Here is a 26682-nt window from a genome sequence, read left to right as displayed (position 1 = left end):
TGCAAAAAAAACCTTGCTATAACTTTTAACAAGAACTTTTTTAAAATTACCAAAAACTACTTACTTTTGTAGTTGCGTTTTAAAATACGCAAAACAAACAAACTTTAAATAAACAACTAATATATAATGAATAAAATAACCAAAGAAACCTATATCAATTGGTATAGAGACATGCTATTTTGGAGAAAGTTTGAAGATAAGCTAGCAGCCGTTTACATTCAACAAAAGGTAAGAGGTTTTTTACACTTATATAACGGTCAAGAGGCTGTTTTAGCTGGTTCATTGCACGCAATGGATTTAACTAAAGATAAAATGATTACTGCATATCGTAACCACGTACAACCAATTGGTATGGGGGAAGACCCTAAACGTGTAATGGCCGAATTATACGGTAAAGTTACAGGTACCTCTAAAGGTATGGGAGGTTCTATGCATATTTTTTCAAAAGAATTTGGTTTTTACGGTGGTCACGGAATTGTTGGTGGTCAAATTCCTTTAGGAGCAGGATTAGCTTTTGGAGACAAATACAAAGGTAATGATGCCGTAACTCTTTGTTATTTTGGTGATGGAGCAGCACGTCAAGGATCTTTACACGAAACTTTTAACATGGCTATGAACTGGAAGTTACCAGTGATTTTCATCGTTGAAAACAATGGTTACGCAATGGGAACTTCTGTAGAAAGAACCGCTAATCATACTGATATCTGGAAATTAGGTTTAGGGTATGAAATGCCTTGTGGACCGGTTGACGGAATGAATCCTATAAAAGTTGCCGAAGCTGTTGATGAAGCTGTTCAAAGAGCTCGTCGTGGTGAAGGACCAACTTTCTTAGAAATGAAAACTTACCGATATAGAGGTCACTCAATGTCTGATGCACAGCATTACAGAACAAAAGACGAAGTTGAAGAGTACAGAAAAATTGACCCTATTTCGCAAGTATTAGAGATTATTAAAGAAAACAAATATGCTTCTGATGAAGAAATAGAAGCTATTAAAAAAGAAGTTAAAGATTTAGTAAATGAATGTGAAAAATTTGCTGATGAATCTCCATATCCTGAAATAAACCAATTACATGATATGGTATACGAACAAGAAGACTATCCATTTATAAAATCTAAGTAAACCATGGCTACAATTATAAACATGCCTCGCTTAAGCGACACGATGGAAGAAGGAGTGGTAGCTTCTTGGTTAAAAAACGTTGGAGACAAAGTTGAAGAAGGTGATATTTTAGCCGAAATCGAAACTGATAAAGCTACAATGGAGTTTGAATCTTTTCATGAAGGTGTTTTATTACACATCGGTGTTCAAGAAGGTGAAGCTTCTCCTGTTGATACTTTACTCGCTATTATTGGTGAAGAGGGTGAAGACATTACTTCTTTATTAAACGGAAATTCTACTGATAAAGAAGAGACCTCTAAGCAAGAAGAAAAAAGCACTGGCGAAAATAACACTAACGAGAATGAAACAACAGCAACTCCTGAAGGTGCAATTGTTATTAACATGCCTCGACTAAGTGATACCATGGAAGAAGGTACAGTAGCTTCTTGGTTAAAAAGTGTTGGAGACAAAGTTGAAGAAGGTGATATTTTAGCTGAAATTGAAACTGATAAAGCTACAATGGAGTTTGAATCTTTTAACGAAGGTGTTTTATTACACATCGGTGTTCAAGAAGGTGAAGCTGCTCCTGTAGATACTTTACTTGCTATTATTGGTAAGGAAGGAACAGATATTGATGCTGTATTAGCTTCTCAGAAATCAGGAAATGCAACTGCTGCTCCTAAAGAAGAGAACAAGAAAGCCGATCAAAAAAAGGAAAAAAACGTAGCTACTAAAACTACAACAACCCATTCTGGAGGTAGAATATTTGCTTCTCCACTAGCTAAAAAAATAGCCGTAGATAAAGGAATTAATTTAGCTGATGTTAAAGGTTCTGGAGAAAACGGGCGTATCGTTAAAAAAGATGTAGAAAATTACACTCCATCTGCTAAAACTGAAACTCCAGCTACCACAACTAAAACGAATACTAACACCTCTACTCCATCTTCAGTAGCAAACTTTGCTGTTGCGGGAGAAGAAAATACATCAGAAGTTAAAAATTCTCAAATGCGTAAAGCAATAGCTAAAGCATTAGGAAATTCTAAATTCTCTGCACCTCACTTCTACTTAAATATTGAAGTAGATATGGACAATGCAATGGCTTCTCGTAAAACAATTAATTCGATTCCTGATACTAAAGTATCATTTAACGATATGGTTGTAAAAGCGTGTGCTATGGCATTAAAAAAACACCCGAATGTAAATACTAGCTGGACAGATAACAATACGTTATTTCACAGCCATATTCACATTGGTGTTGCAGTAGCTGTTGATGAAGGCCTAGTGGTACCTGTTGTAAAACATACAGATACTTTAAGCTTAACGCAAATCGGAGCTTCGGTTCGTGATTTAGCAGGTAAAGCAAGACACAAGAAAATTACTCCAGCAGAAATGCAAGGAAGTACTTTTACTGTTTCTAATTTAGGTATGTTTGGTATCGAAAGCTTTACTTCTATTATAAACCAACCTAACTCTGCAATTTTATCTGTTGGGGCCATTATACAAAAACCTGTTGTTAAAGACGGTGCAATTGTAGTTGGTAACACGATGAAATTAACTTTAGCTTGCGACCACAGAACGGTTGACGGAGCTGTTGGTGCTCAGTTTTTACAAACATTAAAAACATTTATTGAAAACCCTGTTACAATGTTAGCATAGTTTTTTAATAATATACCTTAAAAAAAGCTCGCAATTTGCGAGCTTTTTTAGTTTAAAATAATTATTAAAAATCAAAACGGTAATTCATTTTAAAAGCAACTCCCCAATTTTGTCGTTTTATGTTTTGATTAAAGTTATCACTTAAAACCAAATAAACATAAGACAACGGTTTGTACTCCCACTGTAACCTTGTATTTACATTAAAATTATTTCTTTGCGTATTATGCTGTACATAAGTTGTCCAATTTAATCGATTATTAAAGAAAACTTGCCCCGTAAAACGTGTTAAATGAAACGTTTCTTTTCCTAATTCATTTAAATCTATCTTATTAACATCGTAGGATAGTTCGAAATTTGCATATGGTAACATTTGATAATTTAAATATGCGCCCGCTCTAGCTCTTTTTCCGCCATAATATGTTCCCTTTTGAACATTTACCTGATAACGCAATTTTTGATTATTAGCAGAATTATACCCTACTTTTAAAACTCCGAAATCATACTTTCCTGGAGATAACGGATTTCCTTTTCCTAAAGGATCAAAACCATATTTTAAATCTACATTATCATAATTAACAACATAATAAACCGAAGATAGGTTTTTAAAAAACACTGATGAATTTAAAAAATGTTGTGTTTGTGTTAGTTTTCCGTTTATATCAAAATAATTATTTAATCCATAATTAATAAAACGAACTGAGTTTATTTTATCAGAATTTTCATAGAATTTCTCATATTCAATTCCAGATGATATTTGCAAGTAACCTTCTCTAATAGTCAGGTTATTTATAGCATCATAATTATACAATCTTGGTGTAAAACCAACATCTGTAATATAATTTTTCTCTAATTTTCTTACAGATGTGTTAAAGTTAAATCCTCTTTTATTAAAATAAATACTAGCGTTATAAAATGAATTATCGTTAGAAATTCCGTTATTAAAACTCTTACCATAATTAAGTAATCCTATCCATTTATTATTATCAGATTTATAATTTACATTAACACCTGCAACGCGGTTATAGTCATTTTTAAAGTCAAATTTCTCAGCTACTTGCCTGTTGATAAAAAAGCCTGTAGTTGTAAAATTTTTAGTTAATTGATGCTCTGCAACCAACACTCCAAAATTTTGTGAAGCAATATCATTCTCTTTTTCTGTTTGAACATTTAAAACACCAATTCTTGTTTTTGAAGATATATTTCCTGATAATTTTAATCCGAATTGAATATCAGAACTTGAACCAATTCTTCTAGAATAAAACGGATTAATTCCGAAAACACCCAAGTTAGAAAACAAATCAGCATTTTCTAAAAAAAAGTTTCTTCTTTCTGGAAAATCTACTGCAAATCGAGTTAAATTAGTTACTTGTTGATCTACATCAATTTGAGAAAAATCAGGATTTATAGTAGCGTCTAACTTTAATGATGATGTTACGTTATATTGCACATCTAAACTTGGTTTAAAAGCCGTTTTAGAGGTATTTTCTTTTACATTATTTTGATAATTTAAAGTAACAGATGGCGTTACAGTATATCTTAAGTTAGATTTTTCTGATAAGTTTTCTATTAAAAATTCCTCATTAAATCGTAGATCAAAATTCGCGTAGTTGCGTTTTACATTTCTTAAAATTGTCCAAGAATTATTTTTAATATCACGCACATAAAATTGCACTCCAAAAGCACCATTATCTTTATTAAAATTTAAAGATTTTAAAGGTATCGCTATTTCGTACTGTTTCTTTGTACCATTTAAAATCGCTTTAGATTGCCAAACTGAATTCCAGCTAAAACTTAAATCATAACCTTCACTATTTCTACTAACTAAACCATCAGTTTGAGCTCCTAAAGAGTTCACTGCAAAGAAATATCCATTTTGCTTTTGATTTTGAGTGTCTAAAACCATTACAAAAGCATCACTTAAAAAAATTGATGCATCTCTTTTTAACGTACTAACTTGTGTTTTTTCAGTTGAATCATTGTAAATTCCTTTCACATATAAATACTCTTTATCATGAAACATTTGAACGGATGATTGTTTTTTTGCCAAACCGATATCCGTAGGCGCATAATTGTAAAAACCTGTGTATTCTGGTAATTGTTGCCAAACAGCTTCATTAAATTTTCCATCAATTTTTACTTGTGTATCGACAAACTTAATTGTTGGTTTTTGAGCATACATAGCTAAAGAAAAAAACAATATTAGTAACGATAAAAAACACTTCTTGCTTTTATTTTTCATTATCAATTCGTGTTGCAGTTTTACTAATTACTTTCCAACCATTTTCAAATTTCTTCAATAAAAACAAATCGATATATACCCATTTTCTTGCAGGAATAGCTATTTCAATTTTTGCTGTTGCAATGTCTTTTACAATATCAATTGCCAAAACTTTTGCATACCTACCGTTAAATTCACCATACTTTTTGTTCTTAAAAAAAGCTACATATTCTTTTGGTGTATATCTTTTAAAATCCCCATTTCCTGATAAAAACAAGGTGGCATTTTCGGTGTATACACTTTCTAAAACATCTAGTTTATTATAAGAACTTCCGTCCATATAATTTTCTAATGTTTTTTGAATTAAAGGAATTTCTGATTGTGCTTGACTAATTTGCAAACTAAAAAGTGTTACAATTAGTAAAAGTAATTTTCTCATGTCGTAAATTTTAAAGATTTTGTCAAATCTCTAAAATCATCGAAAAAATGAAGTAAATAATTATAATTGAAATGTCCGAAATTATAAAACAGGATAAGAAACTAAGAAAATTGTTTCTTAAATTCTGATGGAGTTTTACCGACAATCTTTTTAAAAGTAGCGTAAAATGTTGATTTAGAACTAAACCCAGCTTCAAAACCAATAGCTTCTAAAGTAAACTGGTTGTTTTCTTGCAATAACTTTTTTGCTGCTTCAATTCTGTACTCATTTATAAACAAAGCAAAACTTTTTCCTAAATTATCATTTAATAATTGAGATAATTGATGTGATGAAACATTTAATTCTTTAGCAATATCTTTTATTTTAATATTTGTGTTTCTATAAAATTGCCTTTCAGACATTACTTCACTTAAAGATTTAATTAAAATAATTGCTTCGGATTTCTGTATCTTTTTTAAAGCATATTTTTCAGGAATATCTTTAAATACATTTTCTCTATTACTTTTAAATAACAAGAAAATTAACAACCCGTAAAACACTATAGAAAAAGTAATTGTACCTACTAAGTACAAATAAAAGTAACCTACGATATAAGCCGCATAAATTAAAGCATTACCTATATACACCCAAATTAACCATAATTCAGAAATAGTCAATTTCTCATTTTTAGCAACTAACTTTATAAAAACATCTTTTAAAACAACTCCTGACAGCAAAACATAAATTCCCCAAATGGCATAAATAATATGAATTACATATTGATTCCAAAGTAATTTATTTGATATATATGGCTTAAAAAATCCGACAATAAAAATTGCAAAAACTAATATTAAAACATGTATTTTCCATGAGTGTGGAATTACTTTTATGTTTTTAACAGAAGATTTTAAGTAAAAAAACAAAGCAGCTCCTATTAAAAAACATGCAGACAACCCTATCTGTAACACAATAAAACTCTTATCTAATTTCGGTGTAAAAATTGCATATACAGATTTCCCTATTCTAAGACTTAACATCAATAATAAAAAACCAAAAAATAAATTTTGAGCGCGTTTTTCTTTGCTAAAAAAAAGAAAATAAAAACTTGCTAAAAAACCATTAAAAACTCCAATGAAGCAAATAAAAAAAAGAATAGGGTTATTAAACATATTTAAATCTAAAAATCTACAGTTTTTTCGCTGTAAGCTAGTTCGCTAAAATAGCATTTAATCTTATTAAATTATAAAAACTTGTTTGAAGAGCTACTTAATTTTACTTTCTAATGCTTTTTTAGCTTGTACTATATGTCTTTCATTATGATAAATTACAAATCGAAAAGTATCTCCTAGCCTAAACTTTAACAAAGGCAATGTTATCGGAGTTTTTACAGCTGTTAGATCAACTTTTTTAGCAAATTCAAGTAGTATTAATAATTCTGATTGAAATGCTATAAAACGAGTTAAAACATCATTAACATTTAATGTAGAATACTTCGGGTTCTTACTTTTAAACGTATTCATTGTTTTCATGCCTTCTTTCGGCAACATATCTAACGCAAATTTATTACCTAAATAACCTGTTTTAAATTCAGTCTTCGTTTTTGTTGATGATTTTTTAATACATCTTTTTATTTCTGAATTGTAAAATACAGCATACAAGTTTAAATGCTCTAAACACTCAAGTGCCGACCAAGACTTATCTACTCTTTTTTGCTGTAATTCTTTTTCTGGAAGCTTTTTTATATACTCAACAAAAGCAATGTGGTTAGTTACTTGCCCTTTTAATTCGTTTATAAGTTCTTCGGATTTAAAAATCATACCTTTTATTTTTTTCAAAGTTGATAATTTTTAAATTGATGATCCTTGAGCCTAATCAAGAGTTTTTAAAATTCTTGATACCGTTTCTGGTGTCATACGCAAATAAGAAGCGATGTGTTTTAGTGGCACCTCTTGAAACAACTGCGGACTTCGATGCAACACTCTTTCAAAACGTTTTTGTGGTGAATAGGTTATTAAATCTACTTCTCTTTCTATTTGCTGATATACAAAACCCTGTAGCATCTGCTCCCTCACTTTTTTATTTGCATCCGAAGAATGCATTACTTCATTAAAGCGTTTTTTAGATAGCACTTTTAAATGACTCTTTTTTAAAGCTTGAATGTAAAACTGAGTAGGTTTATCGGTTAAAAAACAATCTAATGCCGCAATTATTGAGTTTTTATACCCAAAACGAATAGTGTGTTCTTCTGTTTCATCCTCTATAAAAACCCGTAAAGAACCTTCAACAACAAAGTACAAATTTGTATCTATTACATTCTTTTGAACAAGAAAATCATTACGTTTTAAAAGAACTTCACTTTGCCATTCATCAGATAAAACTGACAATAATTTTTCATGAATATTCATTTAAATTTTTCGAGTCTTATTCATCAACCAAAAATCTGCCAATACTAAAGCTGTTAACGCCTCTACAATAGGTACGGCTCTCGGGACCACACAAGGGTCGTGACGTCCTTTACCTTGTATTTCAGTTAATTCATTCTCTGAATTAATCGTTTGTTGATTTTGCATAATAGTAGCCACTGGCTTAAAAGCTACGCGAAAATAAATATCCATTCCGTTTGAAACACCTCCTTGAATTCCCCCTGATAAATTTGATTGCGTGGTACCATCTTCATTAAAAATATCATTATGCTCAGAACCTTGCATTTTAGCTCCACAAAATCCGCTTCCGAATTCAAAACCTTTTACAGCATTGATAGATAACATTGCTTTACCCAACTCTGCATGTAATTTATGAAAAATAGGCTCTCCTAAACCAATAGGCATATTTTGTGCTACACAAGTAATTGTACCACCAATAGTATCGCCCGCTTTTTTTATTTCTTTAATCTTAGTAATCATTTTTTCTGCAGAAGCTTCATCAGGACAACGAATAGCATTACTTTCTGTTTTCGTAAAATCTAAATCCTGATAAGGTTTCATCATAAATACATCACCAACAGATGAAGTGAACGCATTTATATTAATATGCTTTATTAATTGCTTTGCCAAAGCACCCGCAACGACCCAATTAGCAGTTTCACGTGCCGAAGTACGACCACCACCCCTATAATCTCTTATTCCATATTTTTTATCGTACGTATAATCTGCATGCGATGGGCGATATACATTTGTATTATGATTATAATCTTTGCTTTTTTGATTGGTGTTTTTTATTTGAAAGCCAATAGAAGCCCCTGTTGTTTTCCCTTCAAAAATTCCTGATAAAAATTCAACAGTATCCGGTTCTTTACGTTGGGTTACAATTTTAGATTGGCCTGGCTTACGTCGATCTAATTCTTTTTGAACCGCACTTAAGTCTACCACCATTCCAGCCGGAAAACCATCTATAACTCCTCCTATTGCAATTCCGTGTGATTCACCAAAAGTGGTTAGTTTTAAAATATTCCCAAATGAATTAAACATGCCTTATCTATTTTAAAACAAAAATAATTTATTTGAAATAAAAATTGAGGCTTTTAAATTATAATTATCCTAAAAATGGCACTAAAACTAAAAGAACTTATTCATTAAATCTATTTAAATACTCAAATTTTAAAAGTAAAAGTGGTGAAATATAATTTTTATAAAAATAAAATCATTTTCACAAAACAGCAAACTACCTGATAACAAAACAATTGCAACTAGCACTGGTTATTTATCGAAAAAAACGCTAAAAAAAAGTCGTTATTTTTTTTGAGAACTAAAAAAAGGTTCTATATTTGCACCCGCAATCAGGACATACTTGGTAGCACACTCAGGAGAGTTGGCAGAGTGGTCGAATGCGGCAGTCTTGAAAACTGTTGACTGTAACAGGTCCAGGGGTTCGAATCCCTTACTCTCCGCTAAAACCGAAGCTTACGCTTCGGTTTTTTTTTAGGGGATTAAAGAGAAAAGCTTACTTTGTAAGCTTTTTTCTATTTTAACAAACTCTCTTTCATAAAAGATACCTAGAAATAGCTATTTTTATCAAATAAACATTTACTTATAAAATTACAAAACAAAAAAAACGATCCATTTTATACAAAATGGATCGTTTTTTTGCTAGAGTTATTAAAAATACTAATTGAATATTTTTCTAGATAAAGTTTTGTGTAAAAAATATGCTGAAAAACCAATTATTGTTCCGTTTATAAATCCACATAAAATATCAATAGGAAAATGAACCCCTAAATACAATCTACTATAGGCAAAAACCAAAGGAAAAAAAAGCAGGAATTTAATATAACGTACATGTTTTTTTAACAACATAATTAAAAAAACAGCAACTACTGTAGATGTTGTTGCATGACCAGAAGCAAAACTAAAACTCTGCGGTCTTATTAAGGTTCTAAGCGATTCTTTTATCGACGGGTCATTATTTGGTCTTAATCTTTCAAAGACACCTCTTATAACGTTTGTTATCTGATCTGAAAAAGTAATTAAAGCCGCAATAAAAACCATGGTAAACAATCCTTTTTTCCATCCATAATGTTTAAATATCAAAAAAAATATAAAAACGAATAAAGGAATCCAATTAAACTGATTTGTTATTGCCAACCAAAGCCCGTCCCATTGCTCACTTCCTAAATTATTTAAATAAATTAGGAGTTGCTTGTCTTTTTGTATAATGTTTTCTATCAAAATTATTTACCTACTTTTAGTACTTCTATTTCAAAAATTAAATCAGATTTACCTATGATTGGACCTAAACCAGCTTCACCATACCCTAGATAATAAGGTATAAAAAATGTTGATTTATCTCCTTCTCTCATTGTTTTTACACCTTCTTTCCAACCTGCTATTAATGGTTTTTCTGGATTATTGATTGTGAAAGTAAATGGTTTTTTATCTAAACTAGAATCTATTTTTTTTCCATCTGCTAAATACAACGTATAATGAACCGTGGTTGGTAATGCCGGGTTGACCCTTTTACCGGCACCTTTTTGTAGTCTTAAAATCTTTAAACCTGAATCTGTTTCAACAGCATCTTTAATACCTTTTTCTTCTTGAAACTTAAGTTTCGCAACCTCCACAGCTTTCTTACGCTCAGCTTCTCGCTTTGCTACATTGGTTAATTCGTGCTCGAAAACGGCAACTGCTTTAAATCTTTTGGCTTCTTTACCAACCCTGATTATAGTTACATGATTGATGTAATCGTTTTTCTTAATTATATCAACAATATTTTGACCAAATAGTACTTTACCGAAAATTGAGTGTAAACCATCTAACCAAGGTGTTTCTTTATGTGTTATAAAAAACTGACTAGAGTTTGTTGCTTTTCCTGAATTTGCCATCGACAATACGCCTGGCGAATCGTGTTTATAAATTAATTGTCCGTTTTCATCCATAGGAAATTCATCTCCAAACTTATACCCTGCATTACCAGCACCTGTACCAGTAATATCTCCTCCCTGAACCATAAAATCATTAATAACTCTATGAAATTTTGTTTTATCATAGTAAGGTTTCCCTTTTAAAGAGTCTGTCATTTTAGGATTATCTCCTTCCGCTAAAGAAACAAAATTAGCAACCGTCATTGGCACTTCTTGTTCGTGTAGCTTTATTAAAATATCTCCTCTATTGGTTTGTATATCTGCATACAATCCGTTTTCTAAATCTGGATATTTAACAGATTTACAAGCTGAAAACAATACCAATACTGCTATTAAAACTTTATAAAACTTCATTTATTATAATTTTAAGATTCTCTTATAAACAATCAATTAGGTTAGTAACAAGTACTAACCTAATTGTATTTTAGTTATTTATATTGTTATTACTTAATCTCAAGTAACTCTACATCAAACACTAAAGCAGAAAAAGGCTTAATCTTTGCGCCTCTTTGTTGCGCTCCGTACGCTAAATCTTGAGGAATAAAGAATTTATACTTTGCTCCTGACTTCATTAATTGTAAACCTTCTGTCCAACCTTTAATAACTTGGCTTACTCCAAACTCTGTTGGCTCACCTCTATCTACAGAGCTATCAAAAACAGTTCCGTCTGTTAACGTACCGTGGTAATGAACTTTTACACGTGAAGTTGCAGTTGGCACATCTCCGTTACCTTCTTTTAAAACGATATACTGCAAACCACTAGCGGTTGTTTTTACACCATCTTTTGTTTTATTTTCAGCTAAGAAATCTTCACCAGCTTTTTTATGATCTCCAAATTCTGCTTCTGCTTTTTTAGATTGAAGCGCTTGTTTCTCCTTCATTTTCTCTTCTTGTTTTTTCTGAAAAAACACTCTTAAAATATTGTTTATATCTTTAGATTCAACTAATAAATTGGTAGAATCCATTCCGTTTTTAAATCCCTGAACGAATAAACCTTGATCTATATCATCAAAATTTGTTTTAATCTTATTCGCCATATCTAAACCTAAACTATAACTTACAGAATCTATTTCTGTTGCTAATGATTTTTTTGTTTCAAATTGGCTATTACCGCATGATACGATTGATAAGGTTACAACTGCTGCTGCTAAAATTTTAGTTAATTTCATTTTTATTTATTTGTTATTTAATTTCGATTAATGTTACTGTACTTTTTATTGGTTGATTTACAACAATCTTATTTCCATCTCCTACAACTCCATAAGCTCGGTAAGACGGAATTACAAATATAATTGTTTCTCCCTTTTTCATCAACTTTATTCCGTCTTGTAATGCAGGAATAAAATCTTCTTTATCTACTTTATAGTTTCTTTCTTTATTCTGATAAATAATATTTCCTTGTATATCTAAAACATCATATTTTAATAAAACAAGATCTTCTGATTTAGGTTTTACCGTATTTAAAGTATCTTTAACAATATATGTATACCAAAATCCGCTTTCTGAAGCTATATATTTATGAATTGTATCTTTAGAAATAAAGTTTTCTAATCGCTCTTTCTCTAAAGCATTAAGTTTTTTATTTTTAGTAATAACCTCTTTATAAAAGTTAACGGTTCCTTGTTTTTTAGGCCTTCTTGCTTCAGGCTCTTTACAAGAACTTATGCTTAAAACAACTAGCAAGAAAAAAACTATATTAAACTTCATAAGACGTTTCTAATTCTTTTTGATAGTTAGGTAATAACGCTGTAAATGTTGCAATCGTATCTTCCATCGACTCTAAACTTTTACCTCCAGCTGCATTATCATGTCCTCCTCCTGTAAAATGATTTCTAGCAAACTGATTTACAGAAAACTTCCCTTTACTACGAAGCGACATTTTAATAATACCTTGTTCTTTATCCTCTATAAAAATAGCTGCAAATACAATTCCTTTTAAAGAAAGTGCATAGTTCACAACACCTTCTGTATCTCCTTTTTCGTAATTAAATTTTTTCTTTTCTTCTTCGGATAGAGTTATAAACGCTGTTTTATACTCTGGCAACAACTTCATATTACTTAAGGCTTGTCCCAACAATAACAAACGGCTGTATGAATTTGCATCGTGTACATTGCTATGAATCTCATCATTCTTAGCTCCCTTATCAATTAAATCGGCAATAATACGGTGCGTTGTACTTGTGGTAGATCTAAAACGAAAAGAACCTGTATCTGTCATAATACCCGTATACAAACAGGTAGCTATGTTCTCATCTATCATAGCAACATCTCCCATCATTTCGATGAAATTATAAACCATTTGGCAAGTAGATGACATGGTAGTATCTGAATACATATACTTAAAATCGTCTGGTTGTTGATGATGATCTATCAACGTAAAATCATTACCATATTGTTCTAAAGTGTTCTGCATATCGCCTCCTACTCTGTGCAATGCATTAAAATCTAAAAGGAATACAATTTCTGAATTATTTAAAGACCGAACACTTTGCTTGTTCTGGCGATCGAAACGATAAACGGTATCTGAACCAGGAATCCAATGTAAAAAATCTGGATATTCATTAGGCATAACCACCTGAGCAGTATGTCCTTTTTTATCTAAATAATGTTTTAATCCTAAAGTAGAGCCAACGGCATCACCATCGGGATTCCTATGACCTATTATCACAATATTTTTAGGTTGCGATAAAAATTCTTTGAGTTCTGTAAAGTGTTTTAAAATCATAAGTGGCGAATATACAATTAAATTAAAAAAATTGTGTAATTTCGCGCCGATTTTGTGTGACGTTCACACGTACAACTATTAAAACAAATACAGATGGCAACAAATAGAACTTTTACAATGATTAAACCAGATGGTGTTGAAAACGGACATACTGGTGCAATATTAGACAAAATTAATGCTGCAGGTTTTAGAATCGTAGCAATGAAAAAAACTCAAATGACTAAGCGTGATGCTGAAGCTTTTTATGCTGTGCATAACGAACGCCCTTTCTTTGGTGAATTAGTTGAGTTTATGACTCGCGGACCAATTATCGCTGCTGTTTTAGAAAAAGACAACGCTGTTGAAGATTTTAGAACTTTAATCGGTGCTACAAATCCTGCAGATGCTGCTGAAGGAACTATTCGTAAAATGTTTGCTACTTCTATTGGTGAAAACGCTGTTCACGGATCTGATTCTGATGAAAATGCTGCTATTGAAGGTGCTTTCCATTTTTCTGGTAGAGAGATGTTCTAAGAACAAACTTCTTAAAATATAAAAAAACTCGTTACTATTATGGTAACGAGTTTTTTTTATTTAAATTATTTTTAAATAAATTCGCTTTTATCAAATTTTATTAGATATGAAAAAAGAAAAACTTCTTTTCTTGGGGCTTCAACTATTTTAATTATAACTTTTACATTATTAATTACGGGTTCTCCTTTATTAACCCACCCCTTAAGCTATAATCATAATATTCCTCTAGGAACATTTATATCTTGGTTCGGAATCATCTCGCTACAAATATCTGTTTACTTAGGAGTAAAAAAAATAACACAACCTAACAATTTGTTTTATCGCTCTCTTAAATCAATAATAAAAACATCCTTTGTGTTTTCATTATTATGGATAGTTATTTGTTACTTTCTTGCAGGTAATTTATCATTTATACTTACGGAAAAAGAGGAGTTTCAAGGAGGACAATTAGCAATGAAATTATTTTGAAATTTCACCTACCTACTTCTTTTAATTCCTTTTGGGTCGTTAATTGCTCATTGGATATTTTCTTTATTCAAAAAAAAATAAATCCACTGACAAACTTCTTATTTAATTAAAAAATTAGACTAACATTAACTTTTTCACCAATGTTTCGCCCATTTCTTCGTTAATCATAGTTATAATTTTATCTTTTCCGTAACTTAATTGCTCTCTTAACGCTGACGAAGTTAAACTAACTATTAAAGTTCCGTTTTGCAATTTCACTTCCCTTGTATATGACTCCACACCTGGACCCATCATTTTACCCCAAGCTTCGTCTATGTGGATTTTCTGAAAACCTTTATTTAAGTTTCCTTCTTTTATAAAACTACCTAATAAATCTTTCATTGAAAGACTATCGTTTTCTCTTTTTGCCATAATTAATTATACTAATATGTCTTTGTGAACAAAATGAAATAACCTTTTAAATGATTACTTCGTTATCCTGTGGTAATGACATTATAATTTAAAAATTTGATATTCTTGATTGCTCTTTTTTATGACACTCTCGGTACGATCAAAATGTGTATCGGTAATAAAAATTTGTCCAAAAGCATCATTATTTACCAAATCTACTATTTGCGCAACACGATTTTCATCTAATTTATCAAAAATATCATCTAATAATAAAATTGGAGTTACGTTAGATTGTTTTTTTATAAACTCGAACTGCGCCAACTTTAACGCTATTAAATATGATTTTTGTTGTCCTTGAGAACCAAATTTTTTAATCGGATATTCTCCTATTTCAAAATTTAAATCGTCTTTATGAATTCCTGACGACGTGTATTGTAACAACCTATCTTTCTCTAAGCTTTGCGCAAACAAATCCGTTAAAGAAGAATCGTGCAACTGACTTTTATAGCGTAAATTCACTTCTTCCTTCGCCCCTGATATAATTTGGTGTTTTTCATTAAAAATAGGCACAAATTCTTCTAAAAAAGCTTTTCTCTTATTATAAATAACGGTTCCGTATTCAACTAATTGCTCATCGTACACTTTTAAATTTAATGCATCAAAAATTCTGTTTGCTGCAAAATACTTTAACAAAGCGTTACGCTGACTTATTATCTTATTATACGAAATTAATCCTTGTAAATAGCTTTTATCTTGCTGAGAAATAACGCCATCTATAAATTTCCTGCGTGTTTCACTTCCTTCAACAATTAAATCTCTATCGGCTGGTGAAATAATTACCAAAGGCAAATGACCGATGTGTTCAGAAAACTTTTCGTATGCCTTTCCGTTTCTTTTCAACATTTTTTTCTGACCTCTTTTTAAAGAGCACAAAATTTTCTCATTTCTGTCGCCTAATAAGTAATCTCCTTCGATCATAAAAAAATCTTGACCATGACGAATATTCTGCCCAGCAACTGAATTAAAATAACTTTTTGCAAATGATAAATAGTAAATAGCATCAAGCACATTGGTTTTTCCAATTCCGTTATTACCCACAAAACAATTTATTTTCTTCTGAAAATCAAAGGTTTGCGTTTCTATATTTTTAAAATTTACTAGTGATATTTTCTGCAAATACATGAATGAGAATTATTTCGAAAAAGAAAGTGCAAATTATCATTTTTTTTACGAATAACTGATTTTTAAAATCCAATTTAAAAACCTATTTTTGTCGCCACTAATTTTTAAGCAATTATGGCTACATACAAGAAAAGAGGTTATAAACCTAAAAAAGAAAAGTTTGCACAGGAAGAAGTAGAAAACTTTGATGAATCTCAAAGTACTACCGCCGAAGTATTTAATACTTTAGACGATACAGCCAACAAATCTGAACAATGGATTGAAAAAAACAGCAAGCCTTTATTTTACGGATTGATAACTGTTGCTGCTTTAATTTTAGGATATTTAGCATATACTAAGTTTGTTGCTGAACCTAACGAACAAGAAGCATCTAACGAATTAGCTTACCCAAGAACTTTCTTTGCAAAGGCTACTATATCTGCAGGTGTTGCTGCTGATTCTTTATATAATTTAGGATTAACTGGTGGTGACGGAAAATATGGTTTTACTGATATAGCTGCTGATTTTAGTGGAACTAAAGCAGGAAACTTAGCAAACTATTATGCTGGTATTTCTTACTTAAAAATGAAAAAATACGAAAAGGCAATTGATTATTTAAGTGATTTTAATTCTGATGATGAATTATTAGGCCCAACTGCTTTAGGTGCTATCGGTGATGCTTTTGCTGATATTAACCAACCAGAAGATGCTTTAGCTTATTACCAAAAAGCAGCCAACAAAAAAGATAATGACTTTACATCTCCTTTATTTTTATTCAAAGCAGCTCAAATTGCTATGGACTTAAAGGATTATAGTACTGCTGAAAAATTATACACAAGCATTAAAGAAAAATACGCAACTACTGATCAAGGTAGAGATATTGAAAAATATATCAACAGCGCAAAATATGCTCAATAATGGCAACAACAAATTTATCATACTACGATAAAGCTTCAATCCCAAATGCGAAATCTTTTCGATTTGGGATTGTTGTTTCAGAATGGAATCCTGAAATTACTGGCAACCTACAAAAAGGTACCATAGAAACACTTTTAGATTGCGGAGCAACAGAAGAAAACATTATTTCTTGGGATGTACCAGGAAGTTTCGAATTGGTGTACGGTTGTAAAAAAATGATAGAATCTCAAAAAGTAGATGCTGTAATTGCAATTGGAAACGTAATTCAGGGAGAAACAAAGCACTTCGATTTTGTTTGTGAAGGAGTAACACAAGGAATTGTAGATTTAAACATTAAATACGATGTTCCTGTTATTTTTTGTGTCTTAACAGATAACACTAAGCAACAATCTTTAGATCGCTCTGGAGGAGAATTAGGAAACAAAGGTATTGAATGTGCCGTAGCTGCTGTAAAAATGGCTGCTATTAAAAACCTAGAAAGACCTAAAGGTTCTTTAGGATTTTAGAGATCATAAAAAATACAATTAAAAAAAGAACCAAGATGTTTATCATTTTGGTTCTTTTTTTAACTTTAATTTAGTCATAATTTTTGACCACTTATTCATAATTCAGTAACTTTGAATTTCGTCTTAATTTGGTGTGATTTTTGTTACACTATAGTATTCAAAACAACAGCATTTTATGGGATTTATTAAAAGAGAAAATAAAAAATTCGATTACAAGCCTACTTATTACAAAGGCGAAGGAAATCCTTATCAAGTAAAACATAAATTTGATAAATACCGTACAACTGTTGGTAAATCAAAAGGATTAAAAGGGAAATTTACTGATGCTATTAATGAATTTAAAAGTTCTGAAAATGGTGGTTTCAACCCTACAATCCTAATTATAATTGCTATTTTACTGCTATTATTTTTATTTTTTATCGAATTTGATCTTTCTATATTTTTATCTAAAAACAACTAATGTCAGATATAATACAATTGCTTCCTGATCATGTGGCGAATCAAATTGCTGCAGGTGAAGTAGTACAAAGGCCCGCTTCTGTAGTTAAAGAATTGGTAGAAAATTCGATTGATGCAGGTGCTAGTTCTATAAAGCTTTTAATAAAAGATGCCGGTAAAACGTTAATTCAAGTAATTGACGACGGTAAAGGAATGAGTGCTACCGATGCTCGTTTAAGTTTCGAGCGTCATGCTACTTCTAAAATTAAAGATGCTCAAGATTTATTTAACCTAAATACCAAAGGTTTCCGTGGTGAAGCGCTGGCTTCTATTGCTGCGATTGCGCATGTTGAGTTAAAAACGAAACAAGAAGATGAAGAACTAGGTTCTCAAATAAAAATAGAAGGAAGTAAAATTGTTTCTCAAGAACCTGTTTCAACTTCCAAAGGAACAAGTATCGCTGTTAAAAATTTGTTTTACAACATCCCAGCAAGAAGAAATTTCTTAAAATCAGATACTATTGAAACGCGTCATATTGTAGATGAATTTCAAAGAGTTGCATTAGCGCATCCTAATATTGCATTTTTATTACATCACAATAACACAGAGGTTTATCATTTAAAGAAAAGTAATTTACGTAAACGAATTGTAGCTATTTTCGGTGCAAAAATGAACGAAAAATTAGTTCCTATTTCTGAGCAAACCGATATTATTACTATAAACGGATTTACTGCAAAGCCTGAGTTTGCTAAAAAGAAAAGAGGTGAACAATACTTTTTTGTAAACAACCGATTTATAAAAAGTTCTTACTTAAATCATGCCGTTTCTAATGCTTTTGAAGGTTTGTTAGAGTACGGTTCGCATCCGTCTTATTTTTTATATTTAGAAGTGCCGCCAAATAGCATCGATATAAATATTCACCCAACAAAAACTGAGATTAAGTTTGATAATGAAAAAGCATTGTATGCTATTTTACGTGCTACTGTAAAACATAGCTTAGGGCAATACAATGTTGCACCAGTCTTAGATTTTAACAGAGACGCTACACTTGATACTCCGTACGATTATAGCAAAAATAAAAGGACATCATCCGTTGTTCCTCCGATTAGCGTAGACCCTACATTTAATCCATTTAAAACAGAAACTAACTACGAATCTAAATCAAATAACTCAAACGACTCACAGAGTTCTAAATCGGTAAGTTATCAATCTAACTTTAAAAAAGAAACCAGCAACTGGGAAGCTTTATATACAAATACAGAACCGTTAGAAACGGCAAAACAAGAACAACTTTTTGAAAGTCATCAAGAAACTGAAACGGGTAAAACTTTTCAGATTCAAAAAAAATATTTATTAAGTTCTATCAAATCGGGCGTTGTTTTAATCAACCAATCATTAGCGCATCAACGTATTTTATACGAAGAATTTTTAGAGAATATCACCGTAAAAGAAGCTAGTAGTCAACAATTATTATTTCCTGTAAATATTTCTTTTTCTAAAGCAGATATTGAAATGATTTATACGATAAAATCTGATTTAGAAAGTGCTGGTTTTATGTTTGATGAATTCACGAAAGAAAGTGTTGTTATTGGCGGAATCCCAACATCAATAAGTGAAAGTCAAATCACTTTAATTTTAGAACAATTATTAGACGATATTAAGCTAGAAGTACCAGATACTAGCTTTAGCCATTTTGATGTAATGGCAAAGTCTTTTGCAAAATCATTGGCTATAAAAACAGGAACAGTATTATCTACTAAAGAACAAGAAAACTTAGTTGACGATCTATTTTCTTGTAAAGAACCAAATACATCGCCTTTAGGTAAACCAACGTTTAAAACATTGACTTTAAACGAAATTGACACCATTTTTAATAAATAAAATAAAAATATGGGAAAATTAACTGACGCTATAAAACATTTAATAATCATTAACGTGATTATGTATTTTGCGCCGCAATTTTTAAATTTAGACTTAACAAATATATTTGCTTTACATTATCCTCAAAACGAGCATTTTGGTGTTTGGCAATACGTTACGCATACTTTTATGCATGGCGGAACAATGCATTTACTTTTTAACATGTATGCGTTATGGGCTTTTGGTACTCCTTTAGAACAAATGTGGGGTAGAAATAAATTTATATTTTTTTACTTCTCTGCAGGTATAGGTGCTGGGTTGATATATACACTTGTAAATTATTACCAATTTAATGGTATATACGAGCAAATAGTAGCCTTAGGGCTTTCTCCTTCCGAAATACAAAACATTTTAACTACAGGGCAGTACAATGAAAATATAATAACGCTTTCTAACAGAACAATGAGCGAGTTTTACAGCTTGTACCATACGCCTGCCGTTGGTGCTTCAGGTGCTGTTTATGGTATATTAGTTGCCTTCGGATTAACGTTTCCGGATGCAAAATTAGCGTTGATCTTTTTTCCTGTGCCAATTGCAGCGAAATACTTTATCCCGGTAATGATTGCTAGTGATTTATTTTTTGGTGTTACAAAATACTCAATTGGTAATATTGCGCATTTCGCACATATTGGAGGCGCTATTATTGGTTTTATTATTGCTTGGTATTGGAAAAAAAACCAGTTTAAAACTCATTAATGTAGTATATTAGATACCTTGAAAGAAAAAGAAAATTGATGAATACTTTAGATAATTTAAAATATCGTTTTAAAAATGCAGGTATTGTAGAGCAACTTATCTACGTAAATCTTGCTATTTTTTTATTGGTTTTTATTACCAATACTTTTGGATTTTTATTTCAATCTAATAATAACTTATTGGTTGAATGGTTTTCTTTACCTGCCAGCTTTGATGAGTTTTTATACAAACCGTGGACAATTATTACTTACGGATTTTTACATACCAGTTTTCTTCATATACTATTAAACTTAGTTGCTTTATTCTATATCGGGCATCTTTTTAAACAATATTTCACCTCTAAACAATTACTAAATTTTTACCTTCTAGGAACCTTATTTGGCGGAATCTTATTTTTAATTAGTTATGCTATTTTTCCTGTATTATTAAAAGAAGCTAACATTAGTGTTTTACTTGGAGCATCAGCAGGAATTTCTGCAATTTTTATCGGTATTGCAACCTATATTCCTAATTACCAATTAAAATTTCCTTTAATTGGTTTTGTGAAATTATGGACTTTAGCTTGTATTTGGATAGCTATTGATATTATACAAATACCTGCAGGTAATGCTGGTGGACACCTTGCACACATTGGTGGTGCTATATTTGGATTTTTATATGTTGTTAGAGCCAGCAATAAAGAGTTAGAGATTCTAAAACCGCTAAAAAAGTTTTTTGAGAGAAAGGAAAAACCTTTAAAAACAGTTTATAAATCCGGAAAAAAACCATCAAAAAACAACTACAAAAAAACAGAAAACCAAGCTGAAATAGATAGTATTCTAGATAAAATAAGTAAATCAGGTTATGATACTTTAACAAAAAACGAGAAAGACTTTTTATTTAAACAAGGTAAATAATCAAATGAAAAAATATTCACTTGTCCGTAAGTTGATGTTCTTTATCAATTCAGTTTTTGCAACTTTTTTGTTGCTCTCTTACGTGTTACCTTTTCTATCTCCAAAAACAATCCCTGCTCTTGCCATTTTTAGTTTATTTGTTCCTTTATTAGTTATTTTAAATATTGCTTTTTTTATATACTGGTTACTTAAACTACATAAAAACGCTTTATTATCACTACTTATATTAGTCGTTGGCTATTTCATTTCTCCGCCTTTAATAAAATTTTCTAATAAAGAATTCATATTAAATAACGATTTAAAAGTGATGAGTTATAATGTACGGTTATTCAACCATTATAAACATCTAGAAGATAGCACTACCGAACAAAAGATTTATGATTTTATTGATAATGAAGATCCCGATGTTCTTGTTATGCAAGAGTTTTACAGATCTAAATCATTAAACATAAAACTTCCTTATAAATACATTAAAACCAAGTCGAAAGCTAATAAATTCGGACTTGCTATTTACTCGAAATACCCTATTATAAACTCAGGCTCTTTAAATTTTAAAAACAGTGCTAACAATACTATTTTTACTGATATTTTAAAAAACAAAGACACAATTCGCATTTACAATGTACACTTAGAATCTTTGAAGATAAATCCGGAGAAAGTAAATTTCGGAGAGAAAGATTCTGAACGCCTATTTAAACGTTTATCTAACGGTTTTAAAAAACAAGTAAGTCAAGCTGAGCTTATCTTTCAACATGAAACCTTATGGAAAGGAAAAAAAATTGTGTGTGGTGACTTTAACAACACCGCGTATTCTTGGGTTTACAACAAACTCTCTAAAAACAAAAAGGATGCTTTTTTAGAAGCTGGTATTGGCTTAGGGAAATCTTTTAGATATGTATATCCTATGCGTATCGATTTTATTTTTACTGATAACAAGGCAACAATAAATCACTACAAAACATATAGTGCTATTAAATTATCAGACCACTACCCTATTATGACACGTTTACATTGGAAGTAATGTGTATATTGCATCTCAAAAAAACAACTTATGCAACATTTTGATGTAGCCATTATTGGTAGTGGACCTTCTGGGGCTTCAACGGCCTTTCACTTGGCTAAAAAAGGAATTTCAACTGTTATTATTGAAAAAGAAACATTACCCCGTTACAAAACTTGTGGTGGCGGATTTGTTTTTAGGGGCCGTAATGATTTACCTTTTGATATTTCTTCTGTTGTTGAACGTGAATTTCATACAATCGATATTTACTTAGGAGAGAAACTACACTTTAAAACACAAAGAGAAGACCCTACTGTTACTATGATTATGAGAGATTCTTTTGATCATTTAATTGTAAAAAAAGCAAAGGAACTTGGTGTTACACTACTAGAGAATCATAAGTTAAATGAATTGCATTTTTCTGATGATAAAATCACATTAAAAACATCTCAAGGAGAGCTTTCTGCTAAATTTATAATTGCTGCAGACGGTGCTTTAAGCCCTACTGCAAAAATGGCTGGATGGAAAGAAGATACTCGAAAATTAATACCTGCTTTAGAATATGAAGTAGAAGTTTCTGAAGACGACTTTAATAGATTAAAAGACGAAGTAAGATTTGACATTGATGCTATACCTTATGGCTATGCTTGGAGTTTCCCTAAGAAAAACCACTTATCAATAGGTGTTGCCTCTGCAAGAAGAACAAAAATAAATTTAAAGAAATTTTACCAAGAGTATATGGAAACACTTGGTATTACTAATGTTATTAGCGAATCTCAACACGGATTCCAAATTCCTGTAGCGCCAAGAACTGATGGATTCGTGAAAAACAACGTATTTTTAATTGGAGATGCTGCTGGTTTTGCTGACCCTGTTACTGCTGAAGGTATATCAAATGCTATTTATAGCGGTAAATTAGCTGCTGAAGCAATAATTGAAAGTAACCTAAACGATAAACTTGCTGAGGAATTATACCTTGACAAACTAGATGAAAAATTACTACCAGAACTTAACACTGGCTTATGGCTTTCTAAGTGGTTTTACGAGCAAAAAACTATCCGTAATCTTTTATTAAAAAAATACGGACAACGTTTTAGCGAAGCAATGGCTGATGTTTTTCACGGAAAACGCTCGTACCCTAAAGACATTAAACAAACAATAAAAAATAAAATAAAATCGTTGGTTTCTTAGTCGAAGATTTTTAAATAAAAAGAGACCGTTTAGATAATCTAAACGGTCTCTTTTATTTATTGCAAAATTTAATCTTTACGTACTCTTTTTAAATTCAATAAATCAATAGGGTTAATTCCTAATCCTTGGATATTTTTTTGACTAAAACGAATTACTTCATCATAATATAACGGAACAATCGGAGCCTGATTTATTATTATACTATCCATTCGTTGATACAATTTGTATCGCTTATCAACTTCGATTTCCTTTATTGAGCTTTCATATAACTCATCAAATTTCTCATTCTTAAAATGCGTATAATTTGGTCCGTTTGGTGTAAAATTTTTGCTGTAAAATAACGACACATAGTTTTCTGCGTCTGGATAATCAGCAATCCAACTTGCTCTAAAAATAGGTAGTTTTCCACTTGATTTTCCTTGTCGTAAGGTTGAAGGCGGAATTACATCTACTTTAGTTTGTAATCCTATATTTTGTAATTCACGCTGAATAAACTCACATAAATCTAAATAATTACCATTCGTAGTAATTGTAATTTCTGGATTTTCATTTCCTGTTACCTTTATATATTCCGAAACCAACGCAGCCGCTTTTTCTGGCTGATAAGAATATCCTTTTTGGTTATTAAACGACGGTAATCCTTTTGGTATAAATCCGCTTGTGGCAGGTGTACCAATTCCGTTTCTTAAGAATTTAATCATTTTTACACGATCAAATCCATAATTTATAGCCTGCCTTATTAATTTTGACTTTGTTGGTTCTTCATTTTCACCATCTAAATAAATCCCTAAATATTCAGTATTCAAATATGCGCCAGTTTCCATCTTAATCTTACCAACATATTTCTCTTTTAAAGTTCCATCTGTATTTAAAATATCATCTTTATAAGAAGCATCTAAACTCTTCATAAAATCGAGATTTCCTTGTATAAATTGCAAAAATTCACTCTGCTTGTCTGGTAAAAAAGTAATTGCAACAGCTTCTAAATATGGTAACGACTTCCCATCTATATCTTTTTCATAAAACAACGGATTTTTACGCAACACCAACTTCGTATTTTCTACCCATAATTTAAATTTAAAAGGCCCTGTACCAATTGGATTTGCTCTAAAAAAATTACCAAAATAGGTTATTGCTTCTTTCGGAACTACCGAACAGTATTTCATTGCCAACAACCCTAAAAAAGGCGGAAAAGGCTGTTTTATATTGATTGTAAAAAGCGAATCGTTTTCAGCTTTAAAATCCGCTACATTTTGCAAAACCCAACCTCCTGGAGAGGCTACATTTTTATCTAATAATCTATTAAATGAATATTCAAAGTCATGAGCCGTAACATTTCTGGTGGAATCTTTTCCGAACAATAAATGTTTATGAAATTTCACATCGCTTCTTAAAGTAAACTTATAGCTTTTTCCGTCTTCAGAAATCGCCCAACTTTTAGCGATGTCGGGTTGTAGATGCAAACTATCATCTAATTGCACCAAACCATTAAACAATTGATTAACCGCCCAAATGTTACGCTGATCTTTTGCAAAAGCAGGATCCAACGAAGTTATATTTGAATGTTCATTATAACGAAAAACCTGAGCTTCAGAAAAAGAACTGGCTTCTTTAGCACAAGAATTAAAACCTATAAAAAGAACTGCTAAAACAAGAAAATTACTTATTCTTCCTTTTATTTTTATAATATGATTTATCTGCAATGTATATGGTTTTTGATACTTCGGCATATATCGTCGAAGCCTCTTTATTAGTAATTTTAATTTCTTTATGTAAATCTATTTCTTGAGCATCTTTTACACCGTCTTTTATTTGCTGAATTTCATCTTCAGTAAAAACAAAATCAACATACGAATTCGATTTTGCTGGTCGTTTAAATTTAATATTGGCGCTTTTATCCCAAACTACATAATCATTTCCTAAAATATTCATTAACTGAATCATAAAAATTGGGTCCGTTGCAGAGAATAAACTTCCTCCGAAAATAGAACCTACATAGTTTTTATTTTTATAACTAATAGGTATTTTAACTTTTACATTAAACAAATCGTCAGATACTTCAATAATTTTACCTGTTGATCTACGATACATAGGCGAAATATTAAATCCGTATTTAAAAATAGTACTTTGTTTTAAAAAAGCACTTAAAACCTTAGATATTGTTGCGTACATTTAATTGTTATTATTTTTCAAATCCATATTCTCGCTCTACTTTACAAATTCGAAGCTGGTATTTTGTATACCATTTTTCTCTTCCTTTTTCTCGAGCTTCTATGTGTAATAAATTATTTTTCCATTGTGTAATTGCCTCTAAACTTCGCCAATATGAAACCGTAATTCCAACTTCTGCTCGGGCTGACTCAATTCCTAAATAACCTTCTTGTTGTTTTGCTAATTCTACCATTCTATTAGCCATGTCGTTATACCCGCTATGGTCATCAGACAATATAGTTGTAAAAATAACCGCGTAATATGGCGGAGTTAATGAATCTTCAATCATAAAATTAATTCGTATTTTGTTTCTGGCAAGCCTATATCTTCACTTATAAATTTCTTTACTTCTGTAAAATTAAATCGTTTTAATATTTTAGCTGAAGCTATATTCTCATCAACTACATAACCTACAATTTTTTTCATTCCTACAAATCTACAATAAGAAATTAGTCCTTTGCAAATTTCAGTTGCATATCCTTTACCCCAATATTCTTGAATAAACCGATATCCTATTTCATCATCTACATTGTCTTTTACCAAAGCAACGGTTCCTATAAACTTCTTATCAGTTTTTCGTTCGATTGCATAAATCCAGAAATCATTTTTTGGCTTATCATACCTATTCATCAAATCTTTAAGTTCTACTTCACACGCAATAATTGTTTTAACTTCACCTGTTGCATATTGTAAAACTACTGGATTACTTTCTAACTTAAAAAAAGGTTTTAAGTCAGTTAAAAGAAGTTTTCTAATGCGTAATCTTTCGGTTTCAAAAATCATGAATAAATTGTAATTTTGCAGTTGATAAATACTGTCTAAAACAGATTTATAAAAATACACCATACGAACTTCTAAAAAATTAAAGACTTACACAAGGCTTTTGTTTTTTATTAAGGA

At 30.9% G+C, this 26682-nt stretch carries 28 protein-coding genes and 1 tRNA gene; 12 read left to right on the top strand and 17 right to left on the bottom strand.

Features of this window, described 5'->3' with window-relative positions; genetic code table 11:
* Positions 1-126 precede the first annotated feature (126 nt).
* Both pdhA and AC28QF_RS09720 read left to right on the top strand, forming a co-directional pair.
* On the top strand, positions 127-1122 hold the full coding sequence (gene pdhA, locus AC28QF_RS09725) for a pyruvate dehydrogenase (acetyl-transferring) E1 component subunit alpha (RefSeq protein ID WP_488201533.1): 996 nt from the start codon (positions 127-129) through the stop codon (positions 1120-1122).
* A 3-nt stretch (positions 1123-1125) separates the two neighbouring features.
* Complete coding sequence (locus tag AC28QF_RS09720; RefSeq protein WP_488201534.1) at positions 1126-2757, top strand: dihydrolipoyl dehydrogenase family protein; 1632 nt, start codon at positions 1126-1128, stop codon at positions 2755-2757.
* A 64-nt stretch (positions 2758-2821) separates the two neighbouring features.
* Here the strand turns inward: AC28QF_RS09720 and AC28QF_RS09715 are convergent, their stop codons facing one another.
* From AC28QF_RS09715 to aroC, 6 genes are all read right to left on the bottom strand, one after another.
* A complete protein-coding gene (locus tag AC28QF_RS09715; RefSeq protein WP_488201535.1) occupies positions 2822-4996 on the bottom strand; it encodes a DUF5916 domain-containing protein in 2175 nt (724 codons plus the stop codon).
* A complete protein-coding gene (locus AC28QF_RS09710) occupies positions 4986-5414 on the bottom strand; it encodes a nuclear transport factor 2 family protein (RefSeq protein WP_488201536.1) in 429 nt (142 codons plus the stop codon). The genes AC28QF_RS09715 and AC28QF_RS09710 overlap by 11 nt, the downstream gene beginning before the upstream one ends.
* Before the next feature lie 101 nt (positions 5415-5515).
* Positions 5516-6430 carry a helix-turn-helix domain-containing protein gene (locus tag AC28QF_RS09705; protein WP_488201537.1) on the bottom strand — a complete coding sequence of 305 codons (915 nt, stop codon included), beginning with the start codon at positions 6428-6430 and terminating at the stop codon, positions 5516-5518.
* 225 nt (positions 6431-6655) lie between these two features.
* Positions 6656-7228 carry a DinB family protein gene (locus AC28QF_RS09700; RefSeq protein WP_488201538.1) on the bottom strand — a complete coding sequence of 191 codons (573 nt, stop codon included), beginning with the start codon at positions 7226-7228 and terminating at the stop codon, positions 6656-6658.
* Between the two features lie 33 nt (positions 7229-7261).
* Complete coding sequence (locus tag AC28QF_RS09695; RefSeq protein ID WP_488201539.1) at positions 7262-7798, bottom strand: Crp/Fnr family transcriptional regulator; 537 nt, start codon at positions 7796-7798, stop codon at positions 7262-7264.
* A complete protein-coding gene (aroC, locus tag AC28QF_RS09690) occupies positions 7799-8860 on the bottom strand; it encodes a chorismate synthase (protein ID WP_488201540.1) in 1062 nt (353 codons plus the stop codon).
* Between the two features lie 334 nt (positions 8861-9194).
* Between aroC and AC28QF_RS09685 the strand changes: the two genes are divergently transcribed.
* Positions 9195-9279: transfer RNA gene (locus tag AC28QF_RS09685), tRNA-Ser, on the top strand.
* A gap of 217 nt (positions 9280-9496) precedes the next feature.
* Here the strand turns inward: AC28QF_RS09685 and AC28QF_RS09680 are convergent.
* From AC28QF_RS09680 to AC28QF_RS09660, 5 genes are all read right to left on the bottom strand, one after another.
* Entirely contained in the window at positions 9497-10057 is a 561-nt protein-coding gene (locus AC28QF_RS09680; RefSeq protein ID WP_488201541.1) for a phosphatase PAP2 family protein, read from the bottom strand.
* Positions 10058-10059: 2 nt separating this feature from the next.
* A complete protein-coding gene (locus AC28QF_RS09675; RefSeq protein WP_488201542.1) occupies positions 10060-11103 on the bottom strand; it encodes a peptidylprolyl isomerase in 1044 nt (347 codons plus the stop codon).
* 89 nt (positions 11104-11192) lie between these two features.
* Positions 11193-11918: a BamJ family beta-barrel-assembly machinery protein gene (gene bamJ / locus AC28QF_RS09670; RefSeq protein WP_488201543.1), complete on the bottom strand. Its 726-nt coding sequence runs from the start codon at positions 11916-11918 to the stop codon at positions 11193-11195.
* Between the two features lie 13 nt (positions 11919-11931).
* Positions 11932-12456, bottom strand: a complete 525-nt coding sequence (gene gldI, locus AC28QF_RS09665) for a gliding motility-associated peptidyl-prolyl isomerase GldI (protein WP_488201544.1) — start codon at positions 12454-12456, stop codon at positions 11932-11934.
* The gene (locus AC28QF_RS09660) at positions 12446-13474 is read right to left on the bottom strand and encodes a DHH family phosphoesterase (protein WP_488201545.1); all 1029 of its coding nucleotides are present in this window, start codon (positions 13472-13474) and stop codon (positions 12446-12448) included. Before AC28QF_RS09660 ends, gldI begins: the two co-directional genes overlap by 11 nt.
* Positions 13475-13567: 93 nt before the next feature.
* Between AC28QF_RS09660 and AC28QF_RS09655 the strand changes: the two genes are divergently transcribed.
* On the top strand, positions 13568-13987 hold the full coding sequence (locus tag AC28QF_RS09655) for a nucleoside-diphosphate kinase (RefSeq protein WP_218771098.1): 420 nt from the start codon (positions 13568-13570) through the stop codon (positions 13985-13987).
* A gap of 582 nt (positions 13988-14569) precedes the next feature.
* Here AC28QF_RS09655 and AC28QF_RS09650 read toward each other — a convergent pair.
* Together AC28QF_RS09650 and recF are read right to left on the bottom strand one after the other, a co-directional pair.
* Positions 14570-14866 carry a DciA family protein gene (locus AC28QF_RS09650; RefSeq protein ID WP_488201546.1) on the bottom strand — a complete coding sequence of 99 codons (297 nt, stop codon included), beginning with the start codon at positions 14864-14866 and terminating at the stop codon, positions 14570-14572.
* A gap of 81 nt (positions 14867-14947) precedes the next feature.
* Complete coding sequence (recF, locus tag AC28QF_RS09645; RefSeq protein WP_488201547.1) at positions 14948-16027, bottom strand: DNA replication/repair protein RecF; 1080 nt, start codon at positions 16025-16027, stop codon at positions 14948-14950.
* A gap of 114 nt (positions 16028-16141) precedes the next feature.
* Between recF and AC28QF_RS09640 the strand changes: the two genes are divergently transcribed.
* The 8 genes from AC28QF_RS09640 to AC28QF_RS09605 all read left to right on the top strand — a co-directional run bounded on the left by AC28QF_RS09640 (position 16142) and on the right by AC28QF_RS09605 (position 23571).
* On the top strand, positions 16142-16924 hold the full coding sequence (locus AC28QF_RS09640) for a tetratricopeptide repeat protein (protein ID WP_488201548.1): 783 nt from the start codon (positions 16142-16144) through the stop codon (positions 16922-16924).
* Positions 16924-17430, top strand: coding sequence for a 6,7-dimethyl-8-ribityllumazine synthase (ribH, locus tag AC28QF_RS09635; RefSeq protein WP_488201549.1), 507 nt, complete (start codon positions 16924-16926; stop codon positions 17428-17430). Before AC28QF_RS09640 ends, ribH begins: the two co-directional genes overlap by 1 nt.
* Positions 17431-17605: 175 nt before the next feature.
* Complete coding sequence (locus AC28QF_RS09630; RefSeq protein ID WP_488201550.1) at positions 17606-17890, top strand: riboflavin synthase subunit beta; 285 nt, start codon at positions 17606-17608, stop codon at positions 17888-17890.
* Positions 17890-19749, top strand: a complete 1860-nt coding sequence (mutL, locus tag AC28QF_RS09625; RefSeq protein WP_488201551.1) for a DNA mismatch repair endonuclease MutL — start codon at positions 17890-17892, stop codon at positions 19747-19749. Before AC28QF_RS09630 ends, mutL begins: the two co-directional genes overlap by 1 nt.
* Before the next feature lie 9 nt (positions 19750-19758).
* Positions 19759-20484: a rhomboid family intramembrane serine protease gene (locus tag AC28QF_RS09620; RefSeq protein ID WP_488201552.1), complete on the top strand. Its 726-nt coding sequence runs from the start codon at positions 19759-19761 to the stop codon at positions 20482-20484.
* Positions 20485-20522: 38 nt separating this feature from the next.
* Entirely contained in the window at positions 20523-21380 is an 858-nt protein-coding gene (locus AC28QF_RS09615; protein WP_488201553.1) for a rhomboid family intramembrane serine protease, read from the top strand.
* Positions 21381-21384: 4 nt separating this feature from the next.
* The gene (locus tag AC28QF_RS09610; protein WP_488201554.1) at positions 21385-22401 is read left to right on the top strand and encodes an endonuclease/exonuclease/phosphatase family protein; all 1017 of its coding nucleotides are present in this window, start codon (positions 21385-21387) and stop codon (positions 22399-22401) included.
* A gap of 30 nt (positions 22402-22431) precedes the next feature.
* Positions 22432-23571, top strand: coding sequence for a geranylgeranyl reductase family protein (locus tag AC28QF_RS09605; protein WP_488201555.1), 1140 nt, complete (start codon positions 22432-22434; stop codon positions 23569-23571).
* A 68-nt stretch (positions 23572-23639) separates the two neighbouring features.
* Here AC28QF_RS09605 and AC28QF_RS09600 read toward each other — a convergent pair whose 3' ends face one another.
* The 4 genes from AC28QF_RS09600 to AC28QF_RS09585 are packed head-to-tail and all read right to left on the bottom strand — an operon-like array spanning position 23640 to position 26565.
* Entirely contained in the window at positions 23640-25274 is a 1635-nt protein-coding gene (locus tag AC28QF_RS09600) for an ABC transporter substrate-binding protein (protein ID WP_488202421.1), read from the bottom strand.
* Positions 25231-25743 carry a DUF4442 domain-containing protein gene (locus AC28QF_RS09595; protein ID WP_488201557.1) on the bottom strand — a complete coding sequence of 171 codons (513 nt, stop codon included), beginning with the start codon at positions 25741-25743 and terminating at the stop codon, positions 25231-25233. Before AC28QF_RS09595 ends, AC28QF_RS09600 begins: the two co-directional genes overlap by 44 nt.
* Positions 25744-25753: 10 nt before the next feature.
* Positions 25754-26071, bottom strand: a complete 318-nt coding sequence (locus AC28QF_RS09590; RefSeq protein ID WP_488201558.1) for an antibiotic biosynthesis monooxygenase family protein — start codon at positions 26069-26071, stop codon at positions 25754-25756.
* A complete protein-coding gene (locus AC28QF_RS09585) occupies positions 26068-26565 on the bottom strand; it encodes a GNAT family N-acetyltransferase (protein ID WP_488201559.1) in 498 nt (165 codons plus the stop codon). Before AC28QF_RS09585 ends, AC28QF_RS09590 begins: the two co-directional genes overlap by 4 nt.
* Positions 26566-26682 lie beyond the last annotated feature (117 nt).

It is taken from the genome of Tenacibaculum sp. M1.3A (assembly GCF_057732375.1).
Note: the sequence above shows the minus strand (reverse complement) of the source record. Positions and strands in the feature narration are given on the sequence as shown.

Coding starts and splice junctions, on each gene's coding strand:
- AC28QF_RS09630 (WP_488201550.1), top strand. CDS start 17,606: ATGGGATTTATTAAAAGAGAAAATAAAAAATTCGATTACAAGCCTACT.
- AC28QF_RS09585 (WP_488201559.1), bottom strand. CDS start 26,565: ATGATTTTTGAAACCGAAAGATTACGCATTAGAAAACTTCTTTTAACT.
- AC28QF_RS09675 (WP_488201542.1), bottom strand. CDS start 11,103: ATGAAGTTTTATAAAGTTTTAATAGCAGTATTGGTATTGTTTTCAGCT.
- AC28QF_RS09710 (WP_488201536.1), bottom strand. CDS start 5,414: ATGAGAAAATTACTTTTACTAATTGTAACACTTTTTAGTTTGCAAATT.
- pdhA (WP_488201533.1), top strand. CDS start 127: ATGAATAAAATAACCAAAGAAACCTATATCAATTGGTATAGAGACATG.
- AC28QF_RS09590 (WP_488201558.1), bottom strand. CDS start 26,071: ATGATTGAAGATTCATTAACTCCGCCATATTACGCGGTTATTTTTACA.
- AC28QF_RS09620 (WP_488201552.1), top strand. CDS start 19,759: ATGGGAAAATTAACTGACGCTATAAAACATTTAATAATCATTAACGTG.
- AC28QF_RS09610 (WP_488201554.1), top strand. CDS start 21,385: ATGAAAAAATATTCACTTGTCCGTAAGTTGATGTTCTTTATCAATTCA.
- AC28QF_RS09615 (WP_488201553.1), top strand. CDS start 20,523: ATGAATACTTTAGATAATTTAAAATATCGTTTTAAAAATGCAGGTATT.
- AC28QF_RS09640 (WP_488201548.1), top strand. CDS start 16,142: ATGGCTACATACAAGAAAAGAGGTTATAAACCTAAAAAAGAAAAGTTT.
- AC28QF_RS09720 (WP_488201534.1), top strand. CDS start 1,126: ATGGCTACAATTATAAACATGCCTCGCTTAAGCGACACGATGGAAGAA.
- gldI (WP_488201544.1), bottom strand. CDS start 12,456: ATGAAGTTTAATATAGTTTTTTTCTTGCTAGTTGTTTTAAGCATAAGT.
- AC28QF_RS09595 (WP_488201557.1), bottom strand. CDS start 25,743: ATGTACGCAACAATATCTAAGGTTTTAAGTGCTTTTTTAAAACAAAGT.
- bamJ (WP_488201543.1), bottom strand. CDS start 11,918: ATGAAATTAACTAAAATTTTAGCAGCAGCAGTTGTAACCTTATCAATC.
- ribH (WP_488201549.1), top strand. CDS start 16,924: ATGGCAACAACAAATTTATCATACTACGATAAAGCTTCAATCCCAAAT.
- AC28QF_RS09705 (WP_488201537.1), bottom strand. CDS start 6,430: ATGTTAAGTCTTAGAATAGGGAAATCTGTATATGCAATTTTTACACCG.
- AC28QF_RS09695 (WP_488201539.1), bottom strand. CDS start 7,798: ATGAATATTCATGAAAAATTATTGTCAGTTTTATCTGATGAATGGCAA.
- AC28QF_RS09605 (WP_488201555.1), top strand. CDS start 22,432: ATGCAACATTTTGATGTAGCCATTATTGGTAGTGGACCTTCTGGGGCT.
- AC28QF_RS09650 (WP_488201546.1), bottom strand. CDS start 14,866: ATGGCAAAAAGAGAAAACGATAGTCTTTCAATGAAAGATTTATTAGGT.
- recF (WP_488201547.1), bottom strand. CDS start 16,027: ATGTATTTGCAGAAAATATCACTAGTAAATTTTAAAAATATAGAAACG.
- mutL (WP_488201551.1), top strand. CDS start 17,890: ATGTCAGATATAATACAATTGCTTCCTGATCATGTGGCGAATCAAATT.
- AC28QF_RS09660 (WP_488201545.1), bottom strand. CDS start 13,474: ATGATTTTAAAACACTTTACAGAACTCAAAGAATTTTTATCGCAACCT.
- AC28QF_RS09655 (WP_218771098.1), top strand. CDS start 13,568: ATGGCAACAAATAGAACTTTTACAATGATTAAACCAGATGGTGTTGAA.
- aroC (WP_488201540.1), bottom strand. CDS start 8,860: ATGTTTAATTCATTTGGGAATATTTTAAAACTAACCACTTTTGGTGAA.
- AC28QF_RS09715 (WP_488201535.1), bottom strand. CDS start 4,996: ATGAAAAATAAAAGCAAGAAGTGTTTTTTATCGTTACTAATATTGTTT.